Annotated in this window: 15 protein-coding genes and 5 tRNA genes; 18 read left to right on the forward strand and 2 right to left on the reverse strand. The window is 58.8% G+C overall.

Features of this window, described 5'->3' with window-relative positions:
• Positions 1–114 precede the first annotated feature (114 nt).
• The 3 genes from AC559A_RS05035 to AC559A_RS05045 all read left to right on the forward strand — a co-directional run bounded on the left by AC559A_RS05035 (position 115) and on the right by AC559A_RS05045 (position 2,756).
• Positions 115–705, forward strand: a complete 591-nt coding sequence (locus tag AC559A_RS05035) for a DUF2318 domain-containing protein (protein WP_051434822.1) — start codon at positions 115–117, stop codon at positions 703–705.
• On the forward strand, positions 702–1,892 hold the full coding sequence (locus AC559A_RS05040; protein ID WP_498816600.1) for an ABC transporter permease: 1,191 nt from the start codon (positions 702–704) through the stop codon (positions 1,890–1,892). Before AC559A_RS05035 ends, AC559A_RS05040 begins: the two co-directional genes overlap by 4 nt.
• Positions 1,893–2,078: 186 nt before the next feature.
• Positions 2,079–2,756, forward strand: coding sequence for an ABC transporter ATP-binding protein (locus AC559A_RS05045; protein ID WP_498816602.1), 678 nt, complete (start codon positions 2,079–2,081; stop codon positions 2,754–2,756).
• Between the two features lie 10 nt (positions 2,757–2,766).
• Here the strand turns inward: AC559A_RS05045 and metW are convergent, their stop codons facing one another.
• Positions 2,767–3,426 carry a methionine biosynthesis protein MetW gene (metW, locus tag AC559A_RS05050; protein ID WP_498816604.1) on the reverse strand — a complete coding sequence of 220 codons (660 nt, stop codon included), beginning with the start codon at positions 3,424–3,426 and terminating at the stop codon, positions 2,767–2,769.
• Positions 3,423–4,616, reverse strand: a complete 1,194-nt coding sequence (metX, locus tag AC559A_RS05055) for a homoserine O-acetyltransferase MetX (RefSeq protein WP_498816605.1) — start codon at positions 4,614–4,616, stop codon at positions 3,423–3,425. Before metX ends, metW begins: the two co-directional genes overlap by 4 nt.
• A gap of 617 nt (positions 4,617–5,233) precedes the next feature.
• Between metX and AC559A_RS05060 the strand changes: the two genes are divergently transcribed.
• The 15 genes from AC559A_RS05060 (at position 5,234) to rpoB (ending at position 16,380) form a co-directional block, all read left to right on the forward strand.
• Positions 5,234–6,313 (forward strand): pseudouridine synthase, encoded by a 1,080-nt coding sequence (locus tag AC559A_RS05060; protein ID WP_498816607.1) that lies wholly within the window; start codon positions 5,234–5,236, stop codon positions 6,311–6,313.
• Positions 6,314–6,395: 82 nt separating this feature from the next.
• Positions 6,396–6,470 (forward strand) — tRNA-Thr (locus tag AC559A_RS05065).
• A 23-nt stretch (positions 6,471–6,493) separates the two neighbouring features.
• A tRNA-Tyr gene (locus AC559A_RS05070) sits at positions 6,494–6,579 on the forward strand.
• A gap of 80 nt (positions 6,580–6,659) precedes the next feature.
• Positions 6,660–6,736: transfer RNA gene (locus tag AC559A_RS05075), tRNA-Gly, on the forward strand.
• A 35-nt stretch (positions 6,737–6,771) separates the two neighbouring features.
• A tRNA-Thr gene (locus tag AC559A_RS05080) sits at positions 6,772–6,847 on the forward strand.
• A gap of 101 nt (positions 6,848–6,948) precedes the next feature.
• On the forward strand, positions 6,949–8,142 hold the full coding sequence (gene tuf / locus AC559A_RS05085; RefSeq protein ID WP_028573509.1) for an elongation factor Tu: 1,194 nt from the start codon (positions 6,949–6,951) through the stop codon (positions 8,140–8,142).
• Positions 8,143–8,176: 34 nt separating this feature from the next.
• The gene (rpmG, locus tag AC559A_RS05090) at positions 8,177–8,326 is read left to right on the forward strand and encodes a 50S ribosomal protein L33 (protein WP_028573510.1); all 150 of its coding nucleotides are present in this window, start codon (positions 8,177–8,179) and stop codon (positions 8,324–8,326) included.
• 21 nt (positions 8,327–8,347) lie between these two features.
• A tRNA-Trp gene (locus tag AC559A_RS05095) sits at positions 8,348–8,424 on the forward strand.
• A 19-nt stretch (positions 8,425–8,443) separates the two neighbouring features.
• A complete protein-coding gene (gene secE / locus AC559A_RS05100) occupies positions 8,444–8,692 on the forward strand; it encodes a preprotein translocase subunit SecE (RefSeq protein WP_498816609.1) in 249 nt (82 codons plus the stop codon).
• A 72-nt stretch (positions 8,693–8,764) separates the two neighbouring features.
• Positions 8,765–9,310 carry a transcription termination/antitermination protein NusG gene (nusG, locus tag AC559A_RS05105; protein ID WP_028573512.1) on the forward strand — a complete coding sequence of 182 codons (546 nt, stop codon included), beginning with the start codon at positions 8,765–8,767 and terminating at the stop codon, positions 9,308–9,310.
• A 36-nt stretch (positions 9,311–9,346) separates the two neighbouring features.
• A complete protein-coding gene (gene rplK / locus AC559A_RS05110; RefSeq protein ID WP_028573513.1) occupies positions 9,347–9,772 on the forward strand; it encodes a 50S ribosomal protein L11 in 426 nt (141 codons plus the stop codon).
• Between the two features lie 18 nt (positions 9,773–9,790).
• Positions 9,791–10,489: a 50S ribosomal protein L1 gene (gene rplA, locus AC559A_RS05115; RefSeq protein WP_028573514.1), complete on the forward strand. Its 699-nt coding sequence runs from the start codon at positions 9,791–9,793 to the stop codon at positions 10,487–10,489.
• A gap of 170 nt (positions 10,490–10,659) precedes the next feature.
• Positions 10,660–11,190 (forward strand): 50S ribosomal protein L10, encoded by a 531-nt coding sequence (gene rplJ, locus AC559A_RS05120; RefSeq protein ID WP_028573515.1) that lies wholly within the window; start codon positions 10,660–10,662, stop codon positions 11,188–11,190.
• Between the two features lie 40 nt (positions 11,191–11,230).
• Positions 11,231–11,614 (forward strand): 50S ribosomal protein L7/L12, encoded by a 384-nt coding sequence (gene rplL, locus AC559A_RS05125; RefSeq protein ID WP_028573516.1) that lies wholly within the window; start codon positions 11,231–11,233, stop codon positions 11,612–11,614.
• A gap of 665 nt (positions 11,615–12,279) precedes the next feature.
• Entirely contained in the window at positions 12,280–16,380 is a 4,101-nt protein-coding gene (rpoB, locus tag AC559A_RS05130; protein WP_498816611.1) for a DNA-directed RNA polymerase subunit beta, read from the forward strand.
• Positions 16,381–16,429 lie beyond the last annotated feature (49 nt).

The following is a 16,429-nucleotide window of genomic DNA, read 5'->3' on the forward strand; positions in this document are numbered from 1 at the left end:
ACATTGTCGCAACACTTGTTTGCCAAATTCGACTTGCCAATGCAAAGCGCAATCCTTACCTTCTTTGTCCGAAATAAGGTCAAACCTCATCCATGTGCGTCCCTGGAGGTCCCAATGACGTCAGACACCCCCAAGCAACCCTCGTCAAAGAACAATCTCACCGCCAAAAGGGCCGCTGTGCTGGGCTCGTCGCCAACCGGCGCACCGCCTTCGGCGTCGCGAAAAATCATCCTCGCCGCCTGCGCCCTGATCTTGATGATAATTGTCTTCCTGCTTTTCACCCATTCCGGACCAGGGGACAAGAGCGTTGAAGCGACCATCGTCACGCCGGTCAACGGCGAGTTGGTCCACTCGGCCGCCCTGTTTGCCGACGGCCAGGCCCGGCATTTTGTGCTGCGCACGGAGGACGGGGTGGGCATCAGGTATTTTGCCCTGCGAACGCCGGACGGCGTGCTCCGCACGGCCTTCGACGCCTGCGACGTCTGCTGGCAGGCCGATATGGGCTATGTCCAGGACGGGGACGCGATGATCTGCCGTAATTGCAATATGCGCTTTCCGTCCCGGATTATCGGCGAGGTCCGCGGGGGCTGCAACCCCACGCCCCTGGCCAGTCGACTGCGTGAAGGCGATCTGGTGATCCGGGCCGGGGACGTGCTGGAAGGACGGCGGTATTTCGACTTCGGACCAGGGAGCGGACGCGGATGAACCTCAACTCCATCGCCATCGCCAACATCAAGCGCAGGAAGGCCAAGGCCGCCTTCGTGCTCACCGGCCTGCTCATCGCCGTGGCCACGGTGGTCGCCCTGCTCGGCCTGCGGCAAGCCGTCTCATCGAACATGCTGCTGCAAATGGAGCAGTACGGGGCGAACATCGTCATCCTGCCGCAAAGCGACAGTCTGGCCCTGAGCTACGGAGGGATCTCCCTGGGCGGCGTGTCCTTCGACGTGCGCAAGATACACGAGGAGGAACTGCAAAAAGTCTATACCATTCCCTACAGCCAGAATATCGCCGCCCTGGGGCCGGTGGTCCTGGGCGTGGTACAGGCCCAAGGGCACAACGTGCTGCTGGCCGGGCTGGATTTCAACGCCGCGACGGTGCTCAAACCGTGGTGGCGTGTCGTGGGAACGGTTCCCGACCTGGAAAACCACATTCTCCTCGGCGCGGAAGCGGCGCGCCTCCTGTCCCTCGGTCCCGGCGACGTCCTGCGGGTAGAGGCGGGTGAAGTCGCGAACGAATTGACGGTCTCCGGAGTCCTGGAACCTTCCGGATCCCAGGACGATCACCTGCTGTTCACCCCGCTGCGCACGGCCCAGCGCATCCTGGACAAGGAAGGCCTGGTGTCCATGGCCGAAGTGGCGGCCCTGTGTCACGGTTGTCCCATTGAGGACATGGTGGAGTACATCGCCATGGCCCTGCCGAACACCCAGGTCATGGCCATCCAGCAGGTGGTGGAAAGCCGGATGCAGGCCATGGATCACTTCGAGAAGTTCGCCTACGGCGTCTGCGGCGTGGTCATCGTGGTTTCCGGCTTGATGGTCCTGGTCTCCATGATGGGCAACGTCCGCGAACGGGCGTCGGAAATCGGCGTGTTCCGGGCCATCGGCTACCGTCGCGGGCACGTAATGCGGATCATTTTTTTGGAGGCCGGGATACTCTCCCTGGTGGGCGGGGCTCTGGGCTACCTCCTGGGGCAGGCAGCGGTGCGCCTGGCCTTGCCGTTGTTCACCATCGGCGAAATGGACCAATCCCTGTCGCACCACGCCATCCACGGCGATCCGCTGCTGCCCGTGCTGGCCATCGGACTGGCCGTGCTGGTGGGCCTGACGGCCAGCGTCTACCCGGCCCTGATGGCTTCGCGGATGGATCCCAACGAGGCGTTGCGGGCGATGTAGCAAGCTGTTGAAAAATCCCCGCCGGCTGCGTTGCCGCAAAGCGATCAAGCCCTCACGTATGAAGCAATACGCTTCGGTCCTGATCGCTTTTTGCGCCTTGCCATCGTGGTTTTTGAACAGCTTGCGAATATGCTCTGTTGAAAATGAACGATTTCAAGCGATTGTAAAATGCATGAGGAAAATTTCGTGAGCGACATCATCGCCATTGATTTAAGCAAACAATACGGCCAGGGCGAGGCCGCCGTGATCGCCCTGGACAAGGTCAGTCTGCGCATCACCAGCGGAGAATTCGTGGCCGTCATGGGCCAGTCCGGCTCGGGCAAGTCCACGCTGTTGTCCATTCTGGGCGCGCTGAACACCCCCACGTCCGGGACCCTCACCGTGGACGACCTGAACATCTACGATCTGAACCAGGACCAGCGGGCGGACTTTCGCCGGGAGTACCTGGGCTTCGTGTTCCAGAGCTTCCACCTGCTGCCCTATCTGAACGTCCTGGAAAACGTGATGATTCCCCTGGCCGTGATCTCCGAGCCCCGCAAGCGCAAGGAGGAGCGGGCCCTGGCGGCCCTGGCTGAAATGGGGTTGGACAAGAAAGCCCGGCGGTTGCCCAGCGAGATATCCGGCGGCGAACAGGAGCGGGTGGCCATTGCCCGGGCCGTGGTCAACGACCCGCCGATCCTCCTGGCCGACGAACCCACGGGCAACCTGGACAGCAAGACCGGGGCCGAAGTCATGGGCCTGCTCGGCCGCCTCAACGCCAAGGGCCGGACCATTGTCATGGTCACCCACAGCAAAGACAATGCCCGACATGCCGGGCGCATTTTGCGTTTGGCCGACGGGCGGTTGCTAGGCGGGGCAGGGTGACTTCAGAAGATCAGCCCTGCCCCCGCTCCAGCGCGAAAAGTGCCAGCGAGGCCCGCATGTTCGGCCAGAAGCGGACAGGTCGGGGGAGGTCTTGGCGGTCCAGGTTGACGAACAGCTCTGTATTCACCTTCCAGCGCTTTTCCTGACACAGGGCACGGAAGTCCTTGACCGTGGCCAGGCGGATGTTCGGGGTGTCGTACCACTGGTAGGGTAGGGTCGGGTTCACGGGCAGGCGGCCTTTGAACACGATCTGGGAGCGGATCCGCCAGTAGGTGAAGTTGGGGAAGCTGACCAGGACCCGCCGTCCCACCCGCAGGGCTTCGGTCAATAGGTGCAGCGGTCTGGCCGTGGCCAGGAGCACCTGGTTGAGCACCACCACGTCGAAGGCCCCTTCCCGCAAATCAGTCAAACTTTCCTCCAGATCGGCCTGGATCACGGACAGGCCACGGCTCAGGCACTCGGCCACGGCCCCCGGCTCCAGCTCCACTCCGCGTTCTTCCACCTTCCGATCCGCTTTCAGACGCAACAACAGGTCCCCGTTGCCGCAACCCAGGTCCAGCACCCTGGCCCTCTGGGGCACCAGGCTGACGATGAACGTGTCCAGAGCCCGGTCCCGAGGACGGCTGCGGCTCCAGTCCACCTGCTGAGCGGTGACGCAATGGGCGTTCATGGCGCGGCCATCCTGGTCAGACGATCCAGAAAACCGGCCACCACGTCGCCCATGCGATGGCCGGGCAGCAGGAAGGCGTCATGGCCCTGGTTGCTTTCGATGTTGCAGTAGGAGACGTCCAGGCCGACCCGGCGCAGGGCCTGGACCAGTTCCCGTGACTGCTCCGGAGGGAAGAGCCAGTCGCTGGTGAAAGAAACGACCAAGAACGGACAACGGCAGCCGGAAAAGGCCGTGGACAGGCGTCCGTAGGCCGCTTCCAGGTCGAAATAGTCCATGGCCCTGGTGATGTAGAGATAGGTGTTGGCGTCGAAGCGGCGCACGAAGCTTGATCCCTGATGATGCAGGTAGCTTTCCACCTGAAAGTCTTTGGTCAGGCAGAAGGAACGGCCCTGGCCGTTGATGTAGCGGCGGGAGAACTTGTGGAGCATGGCCTGCTCTGAAAGATAGGTGATGTGTCCGATCATTCGGGCCAGTCCCAGCCCCCGTTCCGGCTGGGCGTCCAAGGAGTAGTCGCCCTCGTTCCAGTCCGGATCGCTCATGATCGCCTGCCGGGCCACCTCGTTGAAGGCGATGGCCTGGGGCGAAAGCCGGGCCGTGGTGGCGATGGGAATGGCCCCGCGGACCATTTCCGGGAAGCTGATGGCCCACTGCAAGACCTGCATCCCACCCAGGGACCCGCCGATCACGGCCAGCAGCCGGGGCACGCCCAGGTGCTTGAGCAGCCGACGCTGGACCTGGACCATGTCCTTGACCGTATAAAAGGGGAAGTCCAGCCCATACGGCTTGCCCGTGACCGGATCGATGCTGGAGGGTCCGGTTGAGCCCTTGCATCCGCCAAGGAAATTGCTTGAAATCACGAAGTACTTATCCGTGTCCAACGGCTTGCCCGGCCCGATCAGGACGTCCCACCACCCCGGCTTTTCATCCTTTTCCAGACCGTAGTATCCAGCGGCATGAGCGTCACCGGACAAGGCGTGGCAGACCAGCACGGCGTTGTCCCGTCCTTCATTCAAGCGACCATAGGTTTCATAGGCTACAGTGACGGGGTGCAAGGTCTGCCCGGACTCCAGGTGCAGGGTTTCTCCGGGCCCTTCAAAGGTGACCGTTTGCGTCCGGACCGGTTCCAGGCGTCGGGCTTCCGAGGGCCGAACTTTTGGCAGGGTTTCCGGACGTTTGACAATCTGCGTCATGATGACTCCAATATCAGGCTCGTGGACGAGGTCACGGTCACAGTTTGGGTCGCACAGGATAAACTCGGATCAAGACCCGGTTCCAGCGCTCCGACACCTCGGCTCGCGGTCCATGTCGTCTCTTTTGTGAACGAAGTCGCTCGGATTGGGGAAGGGGCCGAGCGAAGCGGAATCAACACCAGAAGGATGGGCCTGAACGCGACGAGCGCCTTCAGGCCCCGGCCATGCACCATAATAATGCTGGTGCATCCGTCAGGGCATCCCGTTGCGGCGGGTGGGCGAGGTGTGAAAAAAGGATGATCTGCATGGCTGCGACTCCCTGATAAACATGGGATGAGAGGAGAAATTAGCGCTTTTCGGATGCAAGTCAAGAATCGGCTGTGTCTGACCGTCGTACTTGACGCGTTTGTTTGCCCCTGGCTATGACTTTACGAAAATCGCAACAATCCTGTAGTCCGGCGGTCCATTGCGCGTAAACAAGCGTTCGTGGAAAGGGCAAAGCCCCCCCCCCTCGATAAATGATTTTTATCAGTAACATAGAGGAGAGTGCCCACGCGGAGGACAGAATCTTAACAAAAAAACGTCATCTCGACGATATTGCTCAAATTGATTCGGAAATGACCCGTCTCGGCTCTGATACGCCCAACATCGAACCGTTCTCACCGGAGCTTGTGCTTCCGGACGACTGCCATGGCTTGCGTCTGGATCAGGCCCTGGCACGGTTGGTGCCGGGGTTGGGAAGGCGGGGGGCGAGGCGGATTCTTGAGAATCATCTGGTTTATGTGGATGGGCGGGCTCGGGCGGCGGGGTTTCGGGTGTCCGGGGGGCAGCGGGTTCGGATAACGGATCACGTGGGCGGTCAAGAGTGCGACCTGACGCGACAAGGAGACGTTTGGACGCCTTTGGAGGCCGAGGCCCCGGTAATTCATGTGGCGGGTCGGAATGCCGATTTCGCGGCTCTGGTCAAGCCTGCCGGGATGCACTGTGAACGGCTTCCCGAAAGACTTCCCGAGGGGCCTTGCTTGGATTTGATCGGCAGGCCCCGGAACCGGGGCGTGGACGGGGTAAGGCTGACTCTGGAGGAGACCTTGTCTGATCTGTTCCCCGGGGCTTCAGCGATCCTCCTGAATCGTCTGGATCAGCCGGTTTCCGGGCTGGTCCTGGCGGCCTTGCATCAGCGGGCGGCCCGGGATTATGCCGTATGGCAGGATCAGGGTCGGGTGCGCAAGGAGTATCTGGCCGTGGTGCATGGACGGCTGAACCGGTCCCTGGTGATCCGGTCGGCCCTGGACACGGCCAAGCGGCGCAAGGTGCGGGCTTTAGGCGTGGATGAGCCGGATGCGTTGCGCTGGACACGGGTGACGCCTCTGGTCGCGACCAAGGCAGAGTGCCTGGAAGTCGCGGAGGTTTTGGGGCGCTCGGCGCGCTTGGGGGGAGAAGGCGTCCCAAAAGTTCCTTGGGGGCCCGTTTGGGAAAACACCGGGGAGATCACCGCGGTCAGGGTGGAAATTCATAAAGGCCGTCGCCATCAGATTCGGGCGCACCTGGCCTCCATCGGCCTTCCGGTGTTATTCGACCCACTGTATGGTTCGGGGCCGGACGTGGGGTGGATCGGTCTGCATCATCGCGAGATACTCCTTCCGAAATTTCGAGCCGATTCAGGTAAGGAATTCAAGTTGATCCAGGGGAAACGATGATACCGACGGCTTTGATTCGAAAAAATGTCGCCCGAGAGCTTGCATTTTTTTTCAGCCCCATGTAAATGCCTCTCTCTTTGTGGCTGGCGTAGCTCAACGGTAGAGCAGCTGACTTGTAATCAGCAGGTTGCGGGTTCAAATCCCATCGCCAGCTCCATGAAGTCGACCAGATGGTTGATCGGAGGGGTTCCCGAGTGGCCAAAGGGAACAGACTGTAAATCTGTCAGCGTAAGCTTTCGGAGGTTCAAATCCTCCCCCCTCCACCATATTTGAAATTGCTGTAGGAGACAGGACGTTTCGAGGGCCTGTTGCTGGACTACACGAACATAAATGTGTCAGCGTCCGTGCGGGAATAGCTCAATTGGCTAGAGCATCAGCCTTCCAAGCTGAGGGTTGCGGGTTCAAGTCCCGTTTCCCGCTCCACATCGGCCTCCCTATTTGCTCCACGCAGCATACGAGCCCACATAGCTCAGTCGGTAGAGCACTTCCTTGGTAAGGAAGAGGTCACCGGTTCAAATCCGGTTGTGGGCTCCATCTCTTTTGACGACTCAGTCGGGAGCGCTTTTTGTTGCATTTTTGCGCCGTCGTTGTTCATCGGCAACATTTTCACTCAAAATTCACGTTAGGGGGATCGTATGGCCAAGGCAAAATTTGAGCGGACCAAACCGCACGTAAATGTTGGCACCATCGGCCACATTGACCACGGCAAGACGACGTTGACCGCCGCGATCACCAAGATGCTGAGCATCAAGGGCGGCGCGAACTTCGTCCCGTTCGACCAGATCGACAAGGCGCCCGAGGAAAAGGAGCGCGGAATCACCATCGCCACGGCGCACGTGGAATACGAGACCGCGAATCGGCACTACGCCCACGTGGACTGCCCTGGTCACGCCGACTACATCAAGAACATGATCACCGGCGCGGCCCAAATGGACGGCGCGATTCTGGTGGTCGCGGCCACGGACGGCCCGATGCCCCAGACCCGTGAGCACATTCTCCTGGCTCGCCAGGTCGGCGTTCCCTGTCTGGTGGTTTTCATGAACAAGGTCGACCTGGTGGACGACCCGGAACTGCTGGAGCTGGTTGAGTTGGAAGTCCGCGAACTGCTGTCCAAGTACGGTTTTCCCGGCGACGATGTTCCGGTGATCCAGGGCAGCGCCTTGAAGGCCCTGGAGGCCGATGGCGTGGACAGCCCGGACGCCAAGTGCATCTTCGACCTGATGGACGCCCTGGACAGCTACGTTCCGGAGCCGGTGCGCGACATCGATAAGCCGTTCTTGATGCCCATTGAGGACGTGTTCAGCATTTCCGGTCGCGGCACGGTTGTCACGGGCCGGGTTGAGCGCGGCGTGGTCAAGGTCGGCGAGGAAGTGGAGATCGTGGGGATCAACGAAACCCGCAAGACGGTCTGCACGGGCGTCGAGATGTTCCGCAAGCTGCTGGACCAGGGTCAGGCCGGCGACAATATCGGCGCGCTTTTGCGCGGCGTGAAACGTGAGGATGTGGAACGAGGACAGGTTTTGGCCGCTCCCAAGTCCATCACCCCGCACCGCAGGTTCGTGGCCGAGGTATACGTCTTGTCCAAGGAAGAAGGCGGGCGTCACACCCCGTTCTTTAGCGGATATCGCCCGCAGTTCTACTTCCGGACCACGGACATCACCGGCGTGGTGACCCTGGCCGAGGGCGTGGAAATGGTCATGCCCGGGGACAATGCGACCTTCAACGTGGAGCTGATCGCCCCCATCGCCATGGAACTTGGCGTGCGCTTCGCCATCCGCGAAGGCGGCCGGACCGTCGGCGCCGGCGTCATCTCCGAAATCGTCGAATAGCCCGGTTTCGGCATCCTGAACTAAAGGAAGCGTTATGCGAATCAATGTTTTGCTGGCTTGCCTCGACTGCAAGCGACGCAATTACGCCACGGAGAAAAACAAGAAAAACTCCACGGGGCGGATCGAAATGAAGAAGTTTTGTCCGTTCTGCGGAGGGCATCGGGTCCATCGGGAAACGAAGTAAGCGACGTTTTCTCTGTATCGCAGGCCAGTAGCTCTAACGGTTAGAGCACCGGACTCCAAATCCGGGGGCTGGGGGTTCGAATCCCTCCTGGCCTGCCAACTTCTTAACGGATGGGATATGGCGAAACTACAATCTGGCGACGATAAAAAGGCTCCGGCCAAACGCTTCGACATCAAGGAAAAAGCGCATCAGTTCAAGGATTTTTTTGAAAAATCCAAGCTGGAGTTGAAGAAAGTGACCTGGCCGACACGCAAGGAGACGACGGCCACCTGTATGGCCGTCGTCGTTCTTGTGGTCATCATGTCGCTCTTTCTTGGTCTCGTTGATCTGGCCCTGGCCAAAATCGTTGAAGTGATACTCTACTAGGCTCAAATTCACTCGTCCAAATCCTTCTGTTGAGCCTCACGGCGCTCACGACGGGCAACCCCCTTGATATCCATGGAAACGACAACAGCGAAACCGCAATGGTACATCGTCCACACGCATACGGGATTTGAACAGCGTGTTGAACGAACCATCAAAGAAATGATCCGGACCAGCAGAGCGCTTGGTCTGATCGAGGAAGTCGTCGTTCCGACGGAGAAGGTGGTGGAGCTTGTAAAGGGGGAGAAAAAGACCTCTACGCGCAAGTTTTACCCCGGATACATCATGGTCAAGATGGTTCTGACCGACGAGTCCTGGCATCTGGTCCAATCCCTGCCCCGGGTGACCGGTTTTTTGGGGGGAAAGAACAGACCGTTGCCCATGCCGGAGCGGGAGGCGTTGAAAATTTTGGAAATGATGGAAACGCGTCAGGAGCAGCCCCGTCCCAAATTTTCCTTTGAACGTGGCGACGAGGTGCGCGTCATCGACGGACCGTTCGCCAATTTCAACGCCGTTGTGGAAGAGGTCAACTACGATAAGGGCAAGTTGAAGGTGACGGTCTCCATTTTCGGGAGGCAGACGCCGGTGGAACTGGAATTCGTCCAGGTGAGCAAAACATAATTCCGTATTGTCGCGGATCATTGAGCAGGTATATTCATGGCCAAGAAAATCAAAGCGAAAATCAAGCTCCAGGTTCCGGCCGGAGCTGCCAACCCTTCTCCTCCCGTCGGCCCCGCGTTGGGGCAGCACGGGGTGAACATCATGGAGTTCTGCAAGAGCTTCAACGCCAAGACGCAGGACCAAAAAGGCATGATCACTCCCGTGATCATCACGGTGTACGCGGACAGAACCTTCACCTTCGTCACCAAGACCCCTCCGGCCTCGGTGTTGCTGCTGAAAGCCGCCAAGCTGGACAAGGGATCCGGTGAACCGAATAAGACCAAGGTCGGCAAGGTCTCCAAGGCCCAGGTGGAGGAGATCGCCAAGTTGAAGATGCCGGATTTGACCGCGGGGAGCCTCGATGCAGCTATGCTGACCGTCATGGGAACAGCGCGGAGCATGGGACTTGAGGTTGAAATTTAGGGGAAAGGAAGAAAGATCATGCCCATACATGGAAAAAAATATCGCAATGCCGTCCAGGATCTGGACCTGAAGAACAAGTTTCCGGTCAAGGACGGCTTGGATTTGGCCTTGAAGCTTGCTTACGCGAAGTTCGACGAAACCGTCGACGTCGCTGTCTGTCTCGGAGTTGATCCCAAGTACTCGGATCAAATGGTCCGAGGTGCGGTGACCTTGCCGCACGGCCTGGGCAAGGAAGTCCGGGTCGCCGCGTTCTGCAAAGGAGACAAGGAGGCTGAGGCCAGGGAAGCCGGAGCCGATTTCGTCGGCGGCGACGATCTGATCGAGAAAATCAAGGAAGGCTGGCTTGAATTCGATCAGGCCGTGGCCACTCCTGACATGATGGCCCAGATCGGAAAGATCGGGCGGATTCTCGGACCGCGCGGCCTGATGCCCAATGCCAAGACCGGAACCGTAACCTTCGACATCGGCAAGGCGGTCAAGGAAATGAAGGCCGGTCGCGTCGAGTTCAAGGTGGACAAGGCCGGAGTGATTCACTCTCCCTTGGGCAAGGTTTCTTTCGGTGCGGACAAGCTCGTGGACAATCTGCGCACCGTCGTCGACACTCTCACCCGTCTCAAGCCCGCCTCGGCCAAGGGCACGTATTTCCGTTCCATGGCCGTTTCCACGACCATGGGGCCCGGCATCAAGCTCGATATGCAGAGCATGCCGCGAGACTGACGTCCCGCCGCACGAATCCGTCGAGCCCGTGTTCAGCGGGCTCGATGTTTCATTTTTCGGATGGCAAATCCGGAGTCAAAGACAGCAGGTGGAGCGATCTCCTTAATTTCCTGCCGAGACCCACTTTGGCTCTTCTTTGCCGTACCATGCCGCAAAGGAGGTGAGAACACGTGAATAGAACGCAAAAAGGCGAAGTCATTGAGAAATTGCGAGGCAAGGCTTCCACGGCCAACATCGCCATCGTGACGGACTTCAAAGGTCTGAAGGTTGAGGAAGTGACGCCGTTGCGCGTCAAGCTTCGGGAATCCGGAGTGGATTATCATGTCGTCAAGAACACTCTGGCTCGCATTGCTCTGGACGGTACGCCGCACGCGGTCTTGAACGACTCGCTCAAGGATTGCTGCGCCATTGCCTTTACCGCCGGGGACCCGGTCGCCGCGGCCAAGATTCTTGTCGAATTCGAAAAAGGTGCCAAGAATTTCAGCACTCGGTTCGCGAGCCTTGAAGGCAAATTTTTGTCCTCCGCTCAGATCGACGAGTTGGCCAAGCTGCCCGGAAGGGAAGTGTTGCTGGCCAGGGCCCTGGGGACCATGAATGCGGTGCCGACCAATTTTGTCGGGTTGTTCGCCAATATTTTGCGGAACTTCCTGTACGCCTTGAACGCGATCAAGGACCAGAAAGAACAGACGCAATCAGTTTAATCTTACGAGCCAAAGCTTAAGCCATCAGGAGAATACCATCATGAGCGTTACCAAAGAACAAGTTGTTGAATTCATCTCCAACATGACCGTCCTGGAACTCGCCGAGTTCATCAAGGAACTGGAAGAGAAGTTCGGCGTCTCCGCCGCTGCTCCCGTGGCCGCCGTGGCCGCTGCTCCGGTTGCCGGTGGGGATGCCCCTGCCGCCGAGGAAAAGACAGAGTTCGACGTCGTCCTGGCCGGCGCCGGCGGCAACAAGATCAACGTGATCAAGGTCGTTCGCGCCTTGACGGGTTTGGGGCTGAAGGAAGCCAAGGCCAAGGTCGACGAAGCTCCTTCCGTGATCAAGGAAGCGGTTGCCAAGGCCGATGCCGAAGACGCGAAGAAGCAGTTGGAAGAGGCCGGCGCGACGGTCGAATTGAAGTAGTCGAGAACCGGGTATGCATTTCAGGAAGCGCGGGATTCCCGCGCTTCCTGTTTCCTTTTGTGATTATCAGTTCGTACCGAACCCGTCTTTTTCCTGCACGCCCATGGTCAATGGGGAATATGGAAAAAAACGTATCACCGCGTCAAGGTGAGTGATAGGATATTTTCCTTTCGTAATGCTCGACAACCCGCACGTCGATCCACGGCAAGATGAACGCCGAATGCCCAAAGGGCGAATGGATTCGTGATCACCGGCACGTACCGGCGAATTCGCGAAGTTGGACATCGAACCGTCATGACGTTCCGCATGTGCTCCATCGGTCGGTACTTCGCTTCGCGGCTGGGTCTTTTTTAAGAGATCGCGCGCCAGTGATCATGCACCGTGGATACACTCCGCGCTTCAGGCACATAGGGCATTAACCGTCAACATCTCCTCGGATTCCGAATCCGCCGTTCAGAATCTTTCACCTCACAATATTAGCTGGCATGATCCGATCCTCACACCTTTTATCTGATTCAGGGCGATGAATCAATATCTCCGAAGATCGAGATTGTCGTGATGACGACTGTCGATTTGTCGTCACATGCCGTTGCAATTACACGCTCATGCGCCCGGACGCGCATTTATCATAGAAACTTTTTACACGCATTACGTTGAGGGTGACGATGACACAACTTGTTAAAAAGTTTGGTAAAATCCAAAGTGTTCTCAATACTCCCCATCTTCTCGAACTCCAAATTCAATCCTATCACCACTTTCTTCAAAAGGATATCGCGACGGCCGCGAGAGCAGATGTTGGACTTGAAGGCGTTTTTCGCTCTGTTTTTCCCATTCACGACTTCAATAAGACCGCGACGCTGGAGTTCGTCAGCTACGAAATTGGTCAACCCAAATTCGACGTCGCGGAATGTCTGGCCAAAGGGTTGCACCACGAAGCCCCCGTCCGCATTCGCGTCCGGCTCGTGGTCTTTGACGTGGATGAGGAAACAGGGAACAGGTCCATCCGGGACATCAAGGAACAGGACATCTATTTCGGCACGATTCCCTTGATGACGGAAAAGGGCACCTTCATCATCAACGGAACCGAACGGGTGATCGTCAACCAGTTGCAGCGTTCTCCGGGAATTATTTTCGAGCACGACTTCGGCAAGACCCACACCAGCAGGAAGGTGCTCTATTCCTCGCGGATCATTCCCATGCGCGGATCCTGGCTGGATTTTGAATTCGACCACAAGGATATTTTTTATGTGCGCATCGACCGGCGTCGCAAGATGCCGGTGACCATCCTGCTCAAGGCCATGGGGATGACCAATGAAGACATTCTGAACTATTTTTACAAGACCGAATACTACCAACTCGAAGGCGACAAGGTCTATCGCGAGATTCAGGAATCCCTGGTCCGCAAGGAGCAACTCTACGCGGACGTGGCGGATTCTTCCGGCGAGGTTCTGGCTTCTGCCGGAACCATGGTCAAGGCTCGGATCTGGAAGAAGATCATCAAGGCCGGGATCACCAAGCTGGAGATCGACCCCGACCAACTGCCCGGTCAATTTCTGGCCCAGGACGTCGTCCATCCTCAAACCGGAGAAGTGTTGGCCCAGGTGGGCGACGAAATCACCGAAGCGTTCCTGGAGCAGTGCAAGGAAGCCAATCTGCTGCGCCTCCCGGTGCTGTACATCACCGGGGTTGAAGTTTCGGCCACGGTTCGCGAGACCATGCAGTTGGACAAGACCACGGACATCGAGTCCGCTCAGGTGGAAATTTTCCGCCGGTTGCGACCCAGTTCTCCTCCCACGGCCGAGGTTGCCGCGACCTTTTTCGACAATTTGTTCCGCAACCCGGACTATTACGACCTTTCTCCGGTGGGCCGCTATAAGCTGAATTCCAGGCTGGGCCTGGATGTGCCCCTGGACCAGCGGACCCTGACCAACGACGACATCCTCAAGGCCCTGAAGCATCTGGTGGAGTTGAAGGACTCGCATGGGCCGTCCGACGACATCGACCACCTGGGCAATCGGCGTGTCCGGCCCGTGGGCGAGCTGGTGGAGAACCAGTACCGGATCGGTTTGGTGCGCATGGAGCGGGCCATCAAGGAGCGGATGAGCCTCCAGGACGTGGCCACGCTGATGCCCCACGATCTGATCAATCCCAAGCCGGTGGTGGCCGCGATCAAGGAATTTTTCGGCACTTCCCAGCTTTCCCAGTTCATGGACCAGACCAACCCGCTTTCCGAGGTGACTCACAAGCGGCGTCTTTCCGCGTTGGGTCCCGGCGGTCTGACCCGCGACCGCGCCGGGTTCGAGGTCCGGGACGTGCATACCAGCCACTACGGGCGGATTTGTCCCATTGAAACGCCGGAAGGGCCGAATATCGGCTTGATCGTCTCCATGACCACATTTGGTCAGGTCAACGCCTTCGGCTTCATCGAAAGTCCGTACCGGATCGTCAAAAACGCTCAGGCCTCCCAAGAAGTGTTGTACATGGACGCCTCCCGCGAGGCCGGGGAGGTCATCGCCCAGGCCAACGCCGAGCTGGACCAGGACGGCCGTTTCGTCAACGAGATCGTCACGGCCCGGGTCAAGGGCGACTTCGCCCTGGTCAACCGGGACGAGGTGACCTTGATGGACATCTCTCCAAGCCAGATTGTTTCGGTTTCCGCGTCCTTGATCCCCTTTTTGGAACATGACGACGCCAACCGGGCCTTAATGGGATCGAACATGCAGCGTCAGGCTGTTCCTTTGCTGCGTTGTGAACGGCCCATCGTCGGCACGGGCATGGAGAGCATCGTGGCCCAGGATTCCGGAAGCTGCGTTCTGGCCGCCGGGGACGGCGTGGTGCGCTACGCCGACGCCGAACGGATCGTGGTTAGCTATGAGGGCGACCTGTTCCCGGAAACCGGAGGCTTGAAGGTTTATGAACTGCTCAAGTTTCACAAGTCCAACCAGAACACCTGTTTTGGGCAAAAGCCGCTGGTCATGGAAGGCCAGGCCATTACCAAAGGGCAGGTGCTTGCCGACGGCCCCGGCATTCAGCAGGGCGAACTCGCCTTGGGCAAGAACCTGCTCGTGGCTTTCATGCCCTGGTGCGGTTACAACTTCGAGGACTCCATCCTGATTTCCGAGCGGGTGGTCAAGGAAGACGTCTTCACCTCCATGCACATCGAGGAATTCGAGTTGGTGGCTCGGGATACCAAGCTGGGTCCGGAAGAGGTGACCAAGGATATTCCCAATGTCGGTGAGGAGATGCTGCGCAACCTGGACGAAAGCGGGATCATCCGTATCGGCGCGCCGGTTCAGCCCGACGACATCCTGGTGGGTAAGATCACGCCCAAGGGAGAAACCCAGCTTACGCCCGAGGAAAAATTGCTCCGGGCCATTTTCGGGGACAAGGCCCGGGACGTGAAGAATTCCTCGCTCAAAGTCCCGCCGGGCATCGAGGGCACGGTCATCGACGTAAGGGTTTTCAACCGGCGGATGGGCGACAAGGATGATCGTTCCAAGGCCATTGAAAAGGACAAGTTGATCCGGCTGGAAGCCAAGGAGCGGCAGATCATTTCCGGGCTGACCGAGGCCATGCGTGAAAAGATCTGGCGGGTGGTGGACGGAAAGCGGCTCGACCAGACCCTGATGGGCAAGCGCAAGGGCGAAGTGCTCGTGGAAGCGAACATGTTCATGACCCGCGACGTTCTGGATCAGGTGCCGTTGAAAAAACTGACCGGATTGTTCGCGGCCAAGGCCGTGAACGACCAGCTTCAGGAATTGATTCAGGACTATGAACGGCAGATCAGCTTTGTTCAGGAATCCTACAAGGTCAAAAGCGAGCGGATCACCGAGGGCGACGATTTGCCCCCGGGCGTGATCAAGATGGTCAAGGTCTACGTGGCCGTGAAGCGTAAACTGTCCGTGGGCGACAAGATGGCCGGCCGTCATGGCAACAAGGGCGTGGTTTCCTGTATTTTGCCCGAGGAAGACATGCCGTTCTTCGCCGACGGAACCCCGGTGGATATCGTCCTGAACCCGTTGGGCGTGCCCTCTCGAATGAACATCGGGCAGATCATGGAAACCCACCTGGGCTGGGGCGCGCTGGAACTGGGCAAACAGGTGGCCCGGATGGTCGAACAAGGCGACGATGTGGCCCATCTGCGCCGGGAGATCAAGGACGTCTTCGACTCGGAGGCCATCTCCTCCTTGGTCGACGAGCAGGACGACGAGGAATTCGTCACCGCCGTGCGGGAACTGCGTAACGGAATCATCACCAAGAGTCCGGTTTTTGACGGCGCCCACGAGGAAGAAATCTGGAAGTGGCTGCGCAAGGCCGGATTGCCGGATGACGGCAAGAGTGTCCTCTTTGACGGCCGCACCGGCGAGGCCTTCCACAACCGGGTGACCGTGGGCAGCATGTACATCCTGAAGCTGCACCACTTGGTGGACGAAAAAATTCACGCTCGCTCCACGGGGCCTTACTCCCTGGTCACCCAGCAGCCGCTGGGCGGCAAGGCGCAGTTCGGCGGACAGCGGCTGGGCGAGATGGAAGTCTGGGCCATGGAAGCCTACGGCGCGGCCCATGTGCTCCAGGAGTTCCTGACCGTCAAGTCCGACGACGTCACCGGTCGGGTGCACATGTACGAGAAGATCGTCAAGGGCGACAACTTTCTCGAGGCCGGTCTGCCGGAATCCTTCAATGTGTTGATCAAGGAATTGATGTCCCTGGGGTTGGACGTCACGTTGCTCCAGGAAGAGAAAAAGAAACGCCGCGGTTCCGCCTAACAGGACGTTGGAAAGCATCCCGGACGCAAAGCCTGCACTGGGATGCCCG

It is taken from the genome of Desulfonatronum zhilinae, assembly GCF_900182865.1.
Taxonomy (GTDB): Bacteria; Desulfobacterota; Desulfovibrionia; order Desulfovibrionales; family Desulfonatronaceae; genus Desulfonatronum; species Desulfonatronum lacustre.

Coding starts and splice junctions, on each gene's coding strand:
- rplL (WP_028573516.1), top strand. CDS start 11,231: ATGAGCGTTACCAAAGAACAAGTTGTTGAATTCATCTCCAACATGACC.
- rplA (WP_028573514.1), top strand. CDS start 9,791: ATGCCCATACATGGAAAAAAATATCGCAATGCCGTCCAGGATCTGGAC.
- tuf (WP_028573509.1), top strand. CDS start 6,949: ATGGCCAAGGCAAAATTTGAGCGGACCAAACCGCACGTAAATGTTGGC.
- rpmG (WP_028573510.1), top strand. CDS start 8,177: ATGCGAATCAATGTTTTGCTGGCTTGCCTCGACTGCAAGCGACGCAAT.
- secE (WP_498816609.1), top strand. CDS start 8,444: ATGGCGAAACTACAATCTGGCGACGATAAAAAGGCTCCGGCCAAACGC.
- rpoB (WP_498816611.1), top strand. CDS start 12,280: ATGACACAACTTGTTAAAAAGTTTGGTAAAATCCAAAGTGTTCTCAAT.
- metW (WP_498816604.1), bottom strand. CDS start 3,426: ATGAACGCCCATTGCGTCACCGCTCAGCAGGTGGACTGGAGCCGCAGC.
- metX (WP_498816605.1), bottom strand. CDS start 4,616: ATGACGCAGATTGTCAAACGTCCGGAAACCCTGCCAAAAGTTCGGCCC.
- AC559A_RS05035 (WP_051434822.1), top strand. CDS start 115: ATGACGTCAGACACCCCCAAGCAACCCTCGTCAAAGAACAATCTCACC.
- AC559A_RS05060 (WP_498816607.1), top strand. CDS start 5,234: ATGACCCGTCTCGGCTCTGATACGCCCAACATCGAACCGTTCTCACCG.
- AC559A_RS05040 (WP_498816600.1), top strand. CDS start 702: ATGAACCTCAACTCCATCGCCATCGCCAACATCAAGCGCAGGAAGGCC.
- rplK (WP_028573513.1), top strand. CDS start 9,347: ATGGCCAAGAAAATCAAAGCGAAAATCAAGCTCCAGGTTCCGGCCGGA.
- nusG (WP_028573512.1), top strand. CDS start 8,765: ATGGAAACGACAACAGCGAAACCGCAATGGTACATCGTCCACACGCAT.